This is a genomic window from Flavobacterium notoginsengisoli, from assembly GCF_014207905.1.
GTDB classification, from domain to species: Bacteria; Bacteroidota; Bacteroidia; order Flavobacteriales; family Flavobacteriaceae; genus Flavobacterium; species Flavobacterium notoginsengisoli_A.
Window position 1 is genome coordinate 1,035,309 of sequence record NZ_JACHLB010000001.1, and the last position, 15,697, is coordinate 1,051,005.

Annotated in this window: 13 protein-coding genes; 2 read left to right on the forward strand and 11 right to left on the reverse strand. The window is 31.6% G+C overall.

The features are described from left to right. Nucleotides 1-19: 19 nt before the first annotated feature. From HNP35_RS04470 to surE, 4 genes are all read right to left on the reverse strand, one after another. Nucleotides 20-505 carry a C40 family peptidase gene (locus tag HNP35_RS04470; protein ID WP_184158043.1) on the reverse strand — a complete coding sequence of 162 codons (486 nt, stop codon included), beginning with the start codon at nt 503-505 and terminating at the stop codon, nt 20-22. Between the two features lie 16 nt (nt 506-521). Continuing rightward, the gene (gene lpxB, locus HNP35_RS04475; RefSeq protein ID WP_184158041.1) at nt 522-1,637 is read right to left on the reverse strand and encodes a lipid-A-disaccharide synthase; all 1,116 of its coding nucleotides are present in this window, start codon (nt 1,635-1,637) and stop codon (nt 522-524) included. A 66-nt stretch (nt 1,638-1,703) separates the two neighbouring features. Further along, nucleotides 1,704-1,973, reverse strand: coding sequence for a hypothetical protein (locus HNP35_RS04480; RefSeq protein ID WP_184158039.1), 270 nt, complete (start codon nt 1,971-1,973; stop codon nt 1,704-1,706). Further along, complete coding sequence (gene surE, locus HNP35_RS04485; protein ID WP_184158037.1) at nt 1,966-2,745, reverse strand: 5'/3'-nucleotidase SurE; 780 nt, start codon at nt 2,743-2,745, stop codon at nt 1,966-1,968. The genes HNP35_RS04480 and surE overlap by 8 nt, the downstream gene beginning before the upstream one ends. 213 nt (nt 2,746-2,958) lie before the next feature. Between surE and HNP35_RS04490 the strand changes: the two genes are divergently transcribed. After that, nucleotides 2,959-5,142, forward strand: coding sequence for a carboxy terminal-processing peptidase (locus HNP35_RS04490; protein ID WP_184158035.1), 2,184 nt, complete (start codon nt 2,959-2,961; stop codon nt 5,140-5,142). A gap of 92 nt (nt 5,143-5,234) precedes the next feature. Then, complete coding sequence (locus tag HNP35_RS04495) at nt 5,235-6,020, forward strand: DNA/RNA non-specific endonuclease (RefSeq protein WP_184158033.1); 786 nt, start codon at nt 5,235-5,237, stop codon at nt 6,018-6,020. Here HNP35_RS04495 and rpe read toward each other — a convergent pair. From rpe to HNP35_RS04530, 7 genes are all read right to left on the reverse strand, one after another. Then, nucleotides 5,997-6,659: a ribulose-phosphate 3-epimerase gene (gene rpe / locus HNP35_RS04500; RefSeq protein ID WP_184158031.1), complete on the reverse strand. Its 663-nt coding sequence runs from the start codon at nt 6,657-6,659 to the stop codon at nt 5,997-5,999. The genes HNP35_RS04495 and rpe overlap by 24 nt on opposite strands. 367 nt (nt 6,660-7,026) lie before the next feature. Further along, entirely contained in the window at nt 7,027-7,890 is an 864-nt protein-coding gene (locus HNP35_RS04505; RefSeq protein ID WP_007804760.1) for a sigma-70 family RNA polymerase sigma factor, read from the reverse strand. Nucleotides 7,891-8,032: 142 nt separating this feature from the next. Then, on the reverse strand, nt 8,033-9,784 hold the full coding sequence (locus HNP35_RS04510; RefSeq protein ID WP_184158029.1) for a hypothetical protein: 1,752 nt from the start codon (nt 9,782-9,784) through the stop codon (nt 8,033-8,035). Beyond that, a complete protein-coding gene (locus HNP35_RS04515; RefSeq protein WP_184158027.1) occupies nt 9,772-10,980 on the reverse strand; it encodes a DUF4249 domain-containing protein in 1,209 nt (402 codons plus the stop codon). Before HNP35_RS04515 ends, HNP35_RS04510 begins: the two co-directional genes overlap by 13 nt. A gap of 3 nt (nt 10,981-10,983) precedes the next feature. Further along, nucleotides 10,984-13,761, reverse strand: coding sequence for a TonB-dependent receptor (locus tag HNP35_RS04520; protein WP_184158025.1), 2,778 nt, complete (start codon nt 13,759-13,761; stop codon nt 10,984-10,986). A 5-nt stretch (nt 13,762-13,766) separates the two neighbouring features. Continuing rightward, nucleotides 13,767-14,513: a hypothetical protein gene (locus tag HNP35_RS04525; protein WP_184158023.1), complete on the reverse strand. Its 747-nt coding sequence runs from the start codon at nt 14,511-14,513 to the stop codon at nt 13,767-13,769. A gap of 173 nt (nt 14,514-14,686) precedes the next feature. Next, a complete protein-coding gene (locus tag HNP35_RS04530) occupies nt 14,687-15,649 on the reverse strand; it encodes a hypothetical protein (RefSeq protein WP_184158022.1) in 963 nt (320 codons plus the stop codon). Nucleotides 15,650-15,697 lie beyond the last annotated feature (48 nt).

The following is a 15,697-nucleotide window of genomic DNA, read 5'->3' on the forward strand; positions in this document are numbered from 1 at the left end:
AAATAATAAAAAAATGTTTTTACGGAAGAATTCTATTTACTTGTTCAAAAGCATTTTTATAATAGGTTTCTTTGGTCGAAGAAATAATTACGCCTTTGGAAGTAGAAGAATGAACAAATTTTATTTCATCAGAATTGACTTCTGTGATAAGTCCAACGTGGTTGATTTGTCTGCTTTTATTGGTTTTAAAGAAAATCAAATCGCCTTTTCTTGCATCATTTAGTGGGATCACTTTTCCGATTTTTGCCTGCTCATAAGATGCTCTTGGCAATGTTATATTTTCACTTTGAAAAGTGGTGTAAACTAATCCAGAGCAATCAAAACCATTTCTTGTAGTTCCACCAGCTTTGTATCGAACGCCAATATTGTCCATTGCTTTTTCAATTAGATTATTGACTAAAGCTCGATTTTCTTTTTTTGATTCGTTTTTGTTTGCAACCGCAGAAGTCGATTTACAAGAAGTAAAAGCAACGGCAAGCAGCAAGAAAATTATAATTCTTTTCAAAACAGAAGTTTTAAATTTATTTTTTTAAATCGGCAACAATCAATTCTGCGGTTTTTTTACTCGCGCCAATTCCTCCTAATTTTTGTTCTAAAACATCATAATCATGAAGTACTTTCTTGCGATACTCTGGCTCTAGTAATTTTTGAAGTTCTTCTTTAATTCGTTTTTTATTGCATTCGCCCTGAATTAATTCAGTCACAACTTCTTGATCCATAATTAAATTGACAAGAGAAATGTATTTTAGAGTAATAATACGTTTTGCAATTTGATACGAAACTTCGCTTCCTTTATAGCAAACTACTTCGGGAACTTTAAAAAGTGCCGTTTCAAGAGTTGCAGTTCCAGAAGTAACTAAAGCTGCGGTTGATGAACGAAGCAAGTCGTAAGTTTTATTCGAAACAAAGGCAATGTTTTTATTTTTTAGAAATTGCTGATAAAATTCATATTCCTGACTTGGAGCTCCAGCAATTACAAATTCATAATCTTGAAAATCATCAACAACGCTTAGCATAACACTTAGCATTTTGGTAATTTCTTGCTTGCGGCTTCCTGGTAAAACAGCAATAATTGGTTTTTCACCTAAATTATTTTCCTTTCTAAATAAAGCTTCATCAAAAGCAGGTTGATTCTGAATAGCATCAATCAAGGGGTGTCCAACAAAATCTACTGGAAAATGGTGTTTGTCTTCGTAAAAGCTCTTTTCGAAAGGAAGAATAACAAACATCTTGTCAACATCTTGTTTGATCGCATTAATACGATTTTCTTTCCATGCCCAAATTTGTGGAGAAATATAATAATGCGTTTTGTATCCTAATTCTTTAGCCCATTTTGCAATTCGCATATTGAAACCTGGATAATCAATAAAAATAATTACATCAGGCTGAAATTCAGAAATATCCTTTTTACAGATTTTGATATTGTTTAAAATGGTTTTCAAGTTAAAAACAACTTCAATGAATCCCATAAAAGCCAGTTCACGGTAGTGTTTCACTAAAGTTCCGCCAACTTTTTGCATTAAATCGCCTCCCCAAAATCTTATTTCGGCTTCAGGATCTTCAACCAATAAGGCTTTCATTAAGTTAGAACCGTGTAAATCTCCAGAGGCTTCTCCTGCAATTATGTAATATTTCATGTTGGTTTTTTTGAATGTGCTAAAGTTGTAATTCCGCATTAGCGTTAACTTCGCAAAGATAAGATTTTAAACAATTAATGTAGAAATTGCCAGTACAATCACCGCTAAAATTACGCCTCGTGCCATAAATTCTTTATTTCTTTTTAATAAAATGGCAAAAACAGCAAGATCAAGTAATGTTCCTAAAGTGATTATTTTTCCAAGATATCCATACTCTTTCATGACATGAATTCCAGAAGAAACATCAAAAGTGGTAAAAAAAGTGATGAATAAATAACTTCCTAAAAGTGCTGTAAAAATTCCGATTATAAAACCGATTGCTATTTCTTTAATCATTTAATTTCCAAGTGTTAAGTTGCTGAATTGAGTGATGAGCCGTTAAGTCGAATTGAACAGGAACTACAGAAACATATCCATTTTCTAATGCCCATTCGTCTGTATCTTCGCCTTTGTCTTCATTGACAAATTTTCCGGCAAGCCAGTAATAATCTTTTCCAAAAGGAGTTTGTCTTTTGTCAAATTTTTGTGCGTAATATGCTTTCGCTTGACGACAAACTTTAATTCCCTTTATTTCAGATTCTTTTAATTTCGGAAAATTGACATTTAAAACAACTCCAGGTGGCAGTTTATTAGCTAAAGTTTCCAAAGCTATTTTTTTTACGAAAGATTTAATTTGTTCAAAGTCAGCATTCCAGTCAAAATCTAATAAAGAAAATCCAATCGATTGAATGCCTTCTATTCCTGCTTCTACAGCGGCGCTCATTGTTCCTGAATAAATTACATTTATAGAAGAGTTAGAGCCGTGATTAATACCCGAAACACATAGATCGGGTTTGCGTTTTAAAATTTCATTCACAGCCAATTTTACACAATCTACAGGCGTTCCAGAACAGCTGTACTCTGCAATTGCATCGCCATCTTTCGAAATTTTATCTAAAAATAAAGTGTTGTTGATTGTAATGGCGTGTCCCATTGCACTTTGAGGTTTGTCTGGCGCAACGACGATAACTTCGCCGATGGTTTCCATAACACTTATTAGCGCTCTAATTCCAGGGGCTAAAATACCGTCATCGTTAGTGACAAGTATTAATGGTTTTTCGGCTTTCATTTTATGAATATTATGTGTAATTTTAACAATTGTAAGATTTTAAAAACAAATGTAGTGACAGATTCTTTGAGATAAGTCACAAATATTGTAAAATTTGTCAACTAATTTAAAGAACTTTTTTGCGAATTAAACATTTTTATATCTTTAACAAAAAATTATCGTGACGTTAGCTATCGTGGCATAGTTTTTAACGTAACTTAGATAAAAAAATTGATGAATGCTATTATAAAGTTTATGAAAAGAAATTATAAGATAATTATAGCCGTGTTGTGCTTATCGCTGACATTATTCGCTTTTAAGATGAATGCCGATAGGACAATCGATCCGGATCCGAACAGAGATAAAACACTTTTAGAATTATTAGCATTTGTTATTGAAAAAGGACATTACAGCCCTGCAGAAATAAATGATGAATTTTCAAAAGGTATTTTTAAGGATTATATTGATGCATTAGACCCTTCAAAAAGGTTTTTCCTTCAATCTGATATTGATGAATTTAAGCAATATGAATTAATGCTTGATGATCAATTTTTGAATAAAGATATCACGTTCTTCAATCTTACTTATACAAGATTGATGAAACGTATGGAAGAAAGTAAAAAACGTTACAAAACGATTTTAGCACAGCCTTTTAACTACAATGTTGATGAGACTTTTAATGCTGATTACGAGAATATTCCGTACGCAAAAAATCTTACTGAAATCAATGAAAGATGGAGAAAGCAAATTAAATTGTCGACACTTTCTTCATTGGTAACGAAACAAAAAATTGAAGAGGAAAAGAAGAAAAAAGATCCTTCATATAAAGAGAAAACTTTTGATGCTTTAGAAAAAGAAACGCGCGAAAGCTCTTTAAAATCTTTAGATGACAATTTTAGTGTTATAAAAGATTTAAATAGAGAATATTGGTTTTCTGTGTATTTGAATTCAATTATGGCTCGTTTTGATCCACACACAAGTTATTTTGCACCAGAAGAAAAAGACCGTTTTGATGTGAATATCAGTGGTAAATTGGAAGGTATTGGAGCTCGTTTGACTAAGAAAAACGACTTTACTCAAATTGACGAATTAATTTCTGGAGGTCCAGCCTGGAAAGGAAAACAGCTAGAAGCAGGTGATTTGATCTTGAAAGTTGCTCAAGGAAATGAAGAGCCTGTAGATGTTGTCGGAATGCGTTTAGACGATGTTGTTAAGAAAATTAAAGGACATAAAGGAACTGAAGTAAAACTTACAGTTAAAAAAGTTGATGGTTCTATTAAAGTAATTTCAATCATTCGTGATGTTGTTGAGATCGAAGAAACTTATGCAAAATCTAGTATTGTTGAGAAAAACGGTTTGAAATATGGAGTAATTTATCTTCCTAAATTCTATATCGATTTTGAAAACAAAGATGGTCGTGATGCAGGAAAAGATATCGCGCTTGAGGTAGAAAGATTGAAAAAAGAAAATATAAACGGAATTGTTTTAGACGTTCGTGATGACGGTGGAGGATCTCTTTCTACAGTAGTTGATATTGCTGGTTTATTTATCGAAGAAGGGCCAATTGTTCAGGTAAAATCTGCTGGTAAAAAGAAAGAAGTTTTATACGATAAAGATAAAAAAATCGAATGGGACGGTCCGTTAGTAATTATGGTAAATAGTTTCTCTGCTTCGGCATCTGAAATTTTAGCTGCTGCAATTCAGGATTACAAACGTGGTGTAATTATTGGAAGTAAACAAACTTATGGTAAAGGTACTGTTCAAAATGTATTAGACTTAAATCAATTTGTGCGTAATGCAAATTACGGAGACCTTGGAGCTTTGAAAATTACAGGTCAGAAGTTTTACAGAATTAATGGAGGTTCTACTCAATTAGAAGGTGTTCATAGTGATGTAGTTATGCCAGATCGTTATGCTTACCTAAAAATGGGAGAAAGAGATATTGATAATGCAATGCCTTGGGATAAAATTGACCCGGCAGATTACACAACTTGGACTTCTAGTGAAAACTTTAATAAAGCGATTTTAAACAGTAAAAATAGAATTGCTCAAAATGCTCAATTCAAATTGATTGAAGACAATGCAAAATGGATTGATGTAAAAAATAAAGAAAACACATACAGCTTGAATATTAAGAGTTTTAAAGAAACTCAAGAGCAAGTTGAAAATGAAGGAAAAAAATACAAACCAATTTCTGATTATAAAAATAATTTAGTTTTCAAATCTCTTCCATACGAAGATGCTGAAACAGCTAATGATGCGGCTTTAAAGGAAAAAAGAGATGCTTGGCACCAAGCTTTATCTAAAGATGTTTATGTTGAAGAAGCTTTAAATGTTTTGGATGATTTGCAAACAAAAGGATTGGTGAAAAATAACGTTTCTCCTAAAATGAAAAAGGATAAATTGGTAAAGTCTTAAGTTCTAAAGGAATTTAATTTGTTTAAAAACGCTCTATAAATTTTAATTTATGGAGCGTTTTTTTGTAAGTTTAACTTCTTAAAAAAGTTATTATGAAAGGTTGTTTTAGTTTACTACTGCTGGTTTTTACTCTGTTTTCGTGCAAAAAAGAAAATGCAGAAATTAATGAAAATATAACTAAAGAAGAAGTTGTTTCTTTTAAAGGAAATTCGACAACGAAAGATTCTTTATACACATTTGCTTATCTTCCGACTTCGACAACCAAACAAATTGTAAAGCATAAATATTATACGCTTTCTTATAATGAAAAATTCGAACAGGCCGAATGGGTTGCATACGAATTGAAAAAGGAATATTTAAAAAATAACGATTTTAAAAGGCCTTATTTTATTGAAGATCCAAAAGTAACTACAGGTTCTGCCGATTGGAGAAATTACAAAAAATCTGGTTATGATAAGGGACATCTTTGTCCAGCTGGAGATATGGAATTCAGTAAAGAGGCTTATAATGATACATTTTACACTTCGAATATTTCCCCTCAGAAAAAAGAATTTAATGCCGGAATTTGGAATAGAATAGAGCAAAAGACGCGTTATTGGGCAGAGAAATATAATGATATTTACGTCGTAACAGGTGGAATTGCGAAAGATTCAGATAAAAAAATAGGAACAGAAGAAGTTGCTGTTCCTAAATATTTCTATAAAATTGTTTTGGCTAAATCTGGAAAAGAACACAAAGCAATTGCATTTTTGGTTCCAAACGAAAAAAGCGACAAATCTATTTACGATTTCGTAGTTCCGATTGAGACTTTAGAAAAAATGACTGGAATTGATTTCTTTCCGAACCTTAAAAACTTAAAAAGTAGTAAGGACTTTTAAATCGGCAATCGTTTCTGTTGGGTTTTCGGCTCTAAAAACGAAACTTCCAGCTACTAAAACATCTGCTCCGGCTTCGACTAATTGTTTGGCATTTTTGCTGGTTACACCGCCGTCAATTTCAATTAATGTTGATGCGTTTTTGCGTGTAATCAAAGCTTTTAGTTTTTTTACTTTATCGTAAGTGTTTTCTATGAATGATTGTCCGCCAAATCCTGGATTCACGCTCATAATGCAAACCACATCAATATCATTAATAACGTCTTCTAATAAATCGACATTTGTATGAGGGTTCATTGCTACTCCAGCTCTCATTCCTTCTGCTTTAATGGCTTGAAGTGTTCTATGTAAGTGCGTGCAAGCTTCGTAATGCACCGTTAAGCCATTCACGCCTAAATCGGCAAAAGTTTTTATATAGCGATCAGGATCAATAATCATTAAATGTACGTCAATATATTTTTTGGCGTGTTTTGAAATAGCTTCCAAAACTGGCATTCCAAAAGAGATATTAGGTACAAAAACTCCGTCCATAATATCGATATGAAACCAATCAGCTTGACTGTTATTAATCATTTCGACATCGCGCTGTAAATTTGCGAAATCGGCTGCAAGAACAGAAGGAGCAATAAATGTATTTTTCATTTTAGTGTTGTTTTATAGCAAAGATAAAGTTTAACCGCAAAGTGCGCTAAGATTTTACGCAAAGTTCGGAAAGTTTTTTCTTTATTTTAAAAGTATACAGAGAACACAAAGCTTTGTAAACTCTCTATTCTTGAAGAATCTCAAACAAAAAACTTTGCGAACTTTGCGAAAATTCTTAGCGTGCTTTGCGTTAAAAAAATTAAACAAAGAAAAATAAAAAACTCCGGTAATCAGCCGGAGTTTCAATCATCAATCAAAAAACGAACAGTCAATCAAACTGTTGTTTACCGTAAAATTCCAATTTTAAAATAACCAAATCCCAGTTAGATTGGAATTTGGAATTTTAAATATTGAAATTTAATATTGTTTATCCTAAATAAGTTTTAAGGATTTTACTTCTAGAAGTGTGTTTCAATCTACGGATTGCTTTTTCTTTAATTTGACGAACACGCTCACGAGTTAAGTCGAAAGTTTCTCCAATTTCTTCAAGAGTCATTGGGTGCTGATCGCCAAGACCAAAATACAAACGTACAACATCTGCCTCTCTTGGAGTTAGTGTTTCTAAAGAACGTTCGATTTCAGTACGAAGAGATTCGTGAATTAATTCTCTATCAGGATTTGGAGATTCTCCAGAACGCAATACGTCATAAAGGTTAGAATCTTCACCTTCAACAAGAGGTGCATCCATAGATAGGTGACGTCCAGAGTTTTTCATAGACTCTTTTACGTCATTTACTGTCATGTCAAGTTCTTTTGCAATTTCTTCAGCAGAAGGCGGACGCTCGTTAGATTGCTCTAATAATGCGTACATCTTGTTGATTTTATTGATAGAACCAATTTTATTTAATGGTAAACGTACAATACGAGATTGTTCAGCTAAAGCTTGAAGAATCGATTGACGAATCCACCATACAGCGTAAGAAATGAATTTGAAACCACGAGTTTCATCAAAACGTTGAGCTGCTTTAATTAAACCTAAGTTTCCTTCATTAATTAAATCCGGAAGAGTTAATCCTTGATTTTGATATTGTTTAGCCACAGATACTACGAAACGTAGGTTGGCTTTTGTTAGTTTTTCTAAAGCTCTTTGATCACCAGCCTTTATTCTTTGTGCTAATTCTACCTCTTCATCAGCGGTAATTAGGTCAACTTTTCCAATTTCTTGTAGATATTTATCTAACGATGCAGTTTCACGATTAGTTACCTGCTTGGTGATTTTAAGTTGTCTCATGTTGTTGTCTCCCTATTTTTTAAAGTGTACAAATGGTTATACGTAAAGAGTGTCAAAAAAGTTACAATTAATTAGAAAAAAAATAAAAAAAAACTCCAAAGCATTGATGCAGTGGAGTTTTTAAGAGGCATTATTTTGAATTTTAATTTGATGAGATGTCTTTTATTTCAATATAATCTTTAATTGAAACGGGATTTCCTTTCTCTGTAAAACCTTCCATGCTGATTTCATAAGTTCCAGAAAGATCAGAAGTGAAAAAAGTTATAGATTTTCCGTTGCTAAAATCTAATTCTGGATTCCAAAATAATTGACTTCTGTAATCTGGAATTCTTTCATATTTGGCGCTATCAGCGTAATCAGCTTTATAATATGATTTTTTTAATGATGGTCTTAAAAGTGCTGGTTTTAAGATATAATTTTCTTTTTGTGGACTAACATAATTACCTTCTTCGGTAATAATACTAACTATTCCGTTAAAGACTTTTGGTCCAACATAATATCCTCCAGTTAGAACGTTGATACTACGTACATTGTCCATGTTGTACGTAAAAAGTTCGTTTACATTTTGGAGCATTAAACCATCAATAATAACTAATGCTGGTTCTGGAGACTGAAACGTTGTACTGTAATCTACCACATGTAGACTATAATTTTTGCCATTTTGTTTATAAGAAACTACTGTCGCAATTTCGATGATGGTTTCTTTTAAAGTAGGAAATCGGGTAAAATCTTTAAGATTATACTCCTTTGCAAGTGGTGAATAAAACGGATCTATTTTTTCTGGTTTTATAATGCTATCTGTTTTGTTCAAATAATAAGCATTTTCAATTTGACTAGCAATTGATCGTTCTAGCAATGTTTCTTTAAATTCAATTGGTAATCTAAAATTAGGCTGAAATGACAGTTTGTAATATTCTGGCTCATTCATTTTGTCTAATTCTATAGTGAAGCTTTCTTTTTGTTCTCCTAAAACTTGTAAAACAGTTTCATTGCCAACATAATTTTTATCTAAATTGAATGTAAAATGACCTGCAGCATCTGTTTTTACTACTTTAAAAGCAAATGATTTTCCTGTTAGAGATAAAGCCACGTTGATGTTTTGAACACTTGAAGAATTGTCTTTAGGAATAATTCTACCAGAAATCATTTCTCCACGAAGTTCTGGAAGAATTATTTTCTCTTTTGTATTTAAAGTTTCAATGCTGCCAGAGTTTTTATAGAATTCGCTGGCAGTTGGCTGTTTTGTAAAAGACAAATTGTCTATTTTTCTAACAGAAAGAGAATAATTTCCTTTTTCTGGAACTGCATTCGCGGAAGCAATTTCTAAAACAACTTTTTCTCGATTTGAAAAGGTTTTTTTATTTACGTTTATTTTGAAATTGTTGTCTACTAGCTCTTCTTTATTAATAGGTGATGCTGTCAGTAGAATTGCTTTTTCTGATGTAGTATTTACTGTAGTGTTTTTATCTTTTACGACATTAGTCTCAGCAACCTCATAAGGATTTATGATTTTTACATCTGTTTGGAAGATTTTAGAAGTAGACGAATTTAAAGTCCAATTGGTGTATCCTATCAGTTTATAATTTCCTGTTTTTACTGTCGTTGGAATGAAAAAATCTCCCGATGCGCTACTGTTTTCTAAACGTAATTTGTTTTTAAAAACAACATTGCTGTGACTATCTACAAGTTCTACATAAGCTATTTTGCTAATTGTACTTGGCGTTTTGTCTGTATTTTTTAAGCAATAGATTTTGTATAATAAAGTTTCTCCAGAAACAAATGTGGTGGCATTTGCATGGATAAATAAGGTTTCATTTAGAGAAACCTCTTGAGCTACAATCTGTTTTGTATTGATAAGCAATATCAATAATAAAAGGTATTTTATTCTTTCCAAAATGAAGGTATTATATTAGACGCAAATGTTGTACAATCTCCACAAGCAGCCTCTACCATCGTAAAGGTTGCAGATCCTTCGCCGGCTATATAGGTAATGGCGTTGTTTTGTATACCAGAAATTAAAAGAGGTCCATCGCAGGGAGGATCTGTGTTAAGTTGAAAACAATATCTATATGAAATATTTTCACACGGGTTCAAATACGCTGGAGTATTTGTTGGCGGAAATAAATCGGTGTAATTAAAAAAGATTCTTTGGGATGAAACTGATGTGACATCAAAATAGCCTATCACTTTTTCGTCTACATTACTGGTACATCTTATATTGCCCGAAAGTACTCCTGGCTGTTTTGGCGATAAAACACTAGAAGAAGTTGCCATTTCTTTCATGATTTTATGAAAAGAATAAGCTTCTTGATTTTCTACATATTGTCTCACTAAAATGCTATATCTCTGAGCAATGATGTAATCATCTTCTCTGATGAATCTTACAGGAAAATTAACGCGATCTTCAGTTAAATTGTTTGTAGAAGTAACGATTATGTCTGTATTCTTTTTGGTCGCATAACAGACTTTTTTGTTCGGATCGTTATCTTCTCGCACAGATATTGATTGTGGTCCTGTAACGATAGCTCTTTCAGAAGACCATTTTGGAGCTACAATTTTATAAGTTTCTTCATATTCATATCTATAATATTTTGAAGTTCTCGTTGGGTCGTAGCTATTTACATTAATTTGAACGCCAAGTCCTTCTTTGTCTTTTGTAACAGCAGTTGGAACAATTTCGGTAATCTGACTTACTGTTGTTAAAGTTTGATTCGATGATTCATATACTTTACCGTCTTTAGTTTTCACTTCTAAGTGATATTGTCTTCCAGCAAGGGCTTGGAACTCTGTTTCAGAAACATATCTATCAGATTGCTCTACGAAGTTGTATTGATTGTTAAGATTATCTTTTACAATAACTGTCGCTCCGGATACAGTAGTTATTCCTTCATCTTCAAAACGAGCAGTTTTAGTAATCTTTATTTCTTGTTTTTTAAGTTCATTAGTTATCGTAGCTTCAATAACTATAGCTTCTTCGTAAGTATTGGTCTGTAAATTATAAGTTTCTGTACAACTACTAATCAATAAGCTTAATAGAAGTAAAAGAATAATTTTACTTGAGTATTTGGTTTTTATAGCTTTTTGATACATTTTTTAAAATTTAAAATTATAAGTTATACTTGGAACAGGAATTGAGAAAATAGATGTTTTATAAGCTTTTACCTGTCCGCTCTCTGTTGCAAAATAAATTGAGTAAGGATTATTTCTGCCTAAGACATTGTAAACAGAAATGTTCCAGAAACTATGCGCCAGCTTTTTAATTTTATGATTCCCTTCAATGTTAATTCCGATGTCTAGACGAATGTAATCTGGAATTCTGTATTTATTTCTATCACTATATAAAGTGTATTCTGCATTTCCATATTGATAAGTTCCGATAGGATACGTAATTGGGCGTCCTGTTTGGTACATGAAATTAGTAGAAATACTATAACGCTTTGTAAATTTATAATTTAAAACAGTGCTTAAATCATGCGGTTTATCAAAATTAGCAGGGAAGAAGTCGCCATTATTAATTCTTTCAGAATCAAATTTACTATCCAGTTTTATAAGTGTTCTAGAATAAGTATATCCAATCCATCCATTTAATCTACCAACATCTTTTCTAAGTAAAAATTCTACTCCATAAGCTTTTCCATCGCCTTGCAACAGCTGCGTTTCTATAGCTTCATTTAATAATAGATTTGCGCCAACTTTATAATCCATTATATTTTTGGATGTTTTGTAATATCCTTCTAAGCTAAGTTCAATTTCATCGTCAAATATGTTTTTGTACAAACCAAGAGAATATTGTTTACCGCTTTGAGGTTTTACATTCGTATTAGATAATGTCCAAGTGTCTGTTGGAGATTGTGTGGTGTTGTTTGATAAAAGATGAATATATTGTCTCGTTTGATCAAAACTTGCCTTTATAGAAAAGTCTTTTCTGAAAAAATAACGAGCAGAAATACGAGGTTCTATTCCTCCGTAAGTTTTCATTACTTCAAAATTTCCATAGTGTTTTGTGTCAATAAGCGTTCCTTCATTTAGTGGAGCATCATCTTCATAAATATGCTGATTGGCTTCTCCTAAAGCAGCATAAAAAGAATAGCGCAATCCTAAATCAATTTCTAATTTATCATTCAATTTAAAGTTATCTGCGATAAAAATAGCCGATTCTAAACCTTTCTCTTTATCAATATTAATTGGAGCTAACAGTGATTCAGGGTCTTTAGGATTTTGATAACCAGGATTTACATTGTACAATTTACTTGATATTCCATAGTTGATGTTATGCTTTTCATTATAAGCATAATTGAATTTCATCATCACCTGCGTTTCATTGATTTTATATCCAAAATCAAAAGCATTTACATCACGACTATCGTAGTCGATATTGAATCGATATTCGCTATTAGTGAAGATTAAAGATGATTTGTTTTTTTTATCATATGTGTGATCCCATTTCGCAGAAATAAGTCGGTTGCTGTATTTGTACAAAGAATCCGAACTTATTCTAAAACGGTCTTTACTGTAATAAGCAGTTGCTTCTACAGCGTTATTTTTGTTTATCGTATTGTTGTATTTCAAGAAAACATCATAAAATCCAGCTTCACTATTTTTTAAATCTTCATCGTCTAAAGATTTTAAAATCCAGTCAGAATAAGTTGCTCGAACTCCAGCAAGAATACTTGATTTGTTTTTCTGAATTGGCAATCCTACCGTAATATTAGTGGTTATAGGTCCAACAGAACCTTCTCCAGAAACCTTTTCGGCATTACCATTTTTGGTACTAATATCAAAAACAGAAGACAAACGCCCTCCAAAATCTACAGGAATACTTCCTTTATAAATATCTGCTTTTTTGGTAACATAAGGATTTATCGCAGAGAAGAAACCTAAGAAATGTTGCGGATTATAAAGTACAGCATTGTTCAAAAGAATCAAATTCTGATCTTCTTTACCGCCTCGAACATTAAATCCTGCAGAACCTTCGCCAGTAGTTTTGATTCCTGGAAAAGTAGTCGCAATTTTAAAAAGATCACGTTCTCCAAGTATCAGAGGGACATTTTTTACCGCTTCGATATCAATAGATACTAAACCGGAAACAACAGTTTCGGTAATTCTTTTTCCTCTTTTTTTAATGACAACTTCGTCCAGCTGGTTTCTGTCTTCGTGAATCTCAAAATCAAGAGTTCCATCATTATAGACCATTACGGTCTGCACTTTCTTTTTGTAATTAATTGATTTTATTTCTATAACATTAATTCCAATAGGCATTTGAAGGCTGTAATGTCCTTCATTGTCACTAACGGTGCTAATGTTTTTATTGCGTATTTTGATGTTGACATTAGATTCAGGTTTGTTAGTCGCAACATCTCTAATGTAACCAGATAAAACGCTGGTTTTTTTATCCGTAATATCAGACTCCTTGCCAATAAATATGATGCTGTTATTTTTCTTAGAACTGATACTATTTAAAGAATCATACTGCTGATAAAAAACAGGATTCTGAGCTCTTCTGCTAATTTGATTGGCAGAATCATTGGCTTCAGGGAAATAATTTGCAGGCAATTTGTCATGAATGCTGCTATTACTCGTTAAGATTACTTTCTTTTTTAAAACAAAAAAATTGAGATTCGTATTGGTGAATATTTTGCTTAAAATTTCATCAATAGAAACATCTTTATAACTGGCAGTATATAGCGTTTTGTTGGCTTTTATCCATTCTGAATCGAAATAAAAACGGTAAGATGATGATTTTTCAATAGTTTGAATAACAGTCGTCAAGTCTGCGTTTTTCAATTCGATTGATAACTTCTCATCGGTATTTTGAGCAAAAAGGAGTTGATTGTAAATAAAGGCAAATAGAATAAGTAGAAATTTTCTCATATGGTTTATTTTTCTGTAAGTAATAGAGATGCATTGATGTGTTTAAGTAAATTGATCATAAACTGATCATTGTCTGATTTTCTAATCCCTCTATTCATTGCATAAAAATCATTAATCTGTTTTTTTTGGTTTGGAAATATTTTTAGAATTTCACTTTTGCTATTACTAGTATAATAGGTGTTTTTGTAAAAAATAAAATAAGTATTGCTTTCGATAAAATTGGAATATACTTTATTGTCAACCGTTTTATTTTCAAGTTTTTTGAAGTGTTTGATATAGAAATTAAAGCCTTCTCTAAGAGCTGTAACTTCATAATAACCAGTAGTTAGTTCTGGTAATGGCGAGACTTTTTTATTTAGATTGACAAAGTTTCTACCATTTATAGTAAAAGCGCTTGTTTTGTCTTGAATCAAAGAAATGCTAGAGTATTTAGATTCTCCATGCGGGCTAAATATCAATTCATCTTTGTACAGGCCATATTTTAGGTTTACATCAAAATAGGTTTGTCCTTCATAGGTCACCGAACCTTTTCTGAAATCATTCGAAATATAATACATATTATTGCCATCAATTGTATTATAAGGGTCTTTGTAGGCGTAACCATTGCTGATGCCTAAATTTTCTATGCCAACTGTATTGTCAAATAAATTGTGTATTGATTGTTCTTTAGCGTTTTGGCTGTATAAATTGGAAATGTTTAAGAATAATCCAAATATTGCTATAAGGATGTACTTTTTTTTGTGATTTTTCAAGGAATATTCTGTTTTTGGATTGATGTTTCCAAATGTATTAAAAATATATTTTAAAAAGCGAACGGTAAATGTTAAAATGTAATAAAAAAGTGATATTATTTAATTGAAAAAGCTTGATTTTGCTGTATAAATAAGTTAAACGCTGTTAAATGATGGTTAAGAAAACAGGGTTTTTAAAATAGTAAATCTACTTGTGAATTTATCTTTTCTATATAATAATCTATTTTTCTAATAGCTCTATTAAAGAAAAGATTTTGCTCTTTAATACCCGATTTTCCGAGTGGAATAGAGTTGATAATCTGCTGTTTAAAAAACTGATGCACATTTTTACAGCTTTCTTCATTGTCTGTAATAAAATAGCCTAAAAGCGTGTAAGGGACAAACATTGTCAGTTTGTTATCAGTCTCTATAAGCATGTTATTGTTGAGTAAAATAAGTTCGTTATAGTAAATAGAAAACGTATCATTAGACTCGTTGCATTTTGTTCTTATTAAGTTGATAATTCTTTTTAAATCAATACAAAGTGCATTGGCATTTTTTAGATTTAAGAGCCCAGCTTCATAAAAATAAAGAATTTGCTGTAAACTGCTGTTTATGGTTGTGTCGTTCCAGACTTCGTTTACGATTGTAGTTTCGTAGATTTTTTTTAGTTTTTGCATGTATTCTGTAAAAGATTCATCAATTACAAAATTCTCAAATGCTACTTTCTTTTGACTTGAATTTAAAAGGTTAAGCCATACAAAAGCTTTAAATTTTGATAAAATAGTGCCGTCCATAAAATAGAATAACGGAATATCTTTTGCTGAATAATAAAGCTCTGTTTTCTTGTTTTTTGTAAGCAATTCGATATTTTCAGCAGAAGATTTGAAATACTGAAGCATGTCTTTTAAATTCTCTATTTCAATTGTTTTTTCTACAATCACTTTTTCTTTATTAGAAAATAAATGATCCAACGAAATATTAAAATGACCAGCCAGTTTAATTGTTTCGTCTATAGAAAATTTACTTTTTCCAGAAATTCTTCGATGCGAGGCGTCGTAGCTGATTTCTAAAACTCCAGCAATTTTATCTATCAATGAAGTAGAGTCTGAAATTTTCTGTCTAATTGCTTTTAAAAATAAATCTTGCGTTTTCATATTTTGCGATAATCGCAAATATAAGAAAATGTTTTATTGGTTTACGCA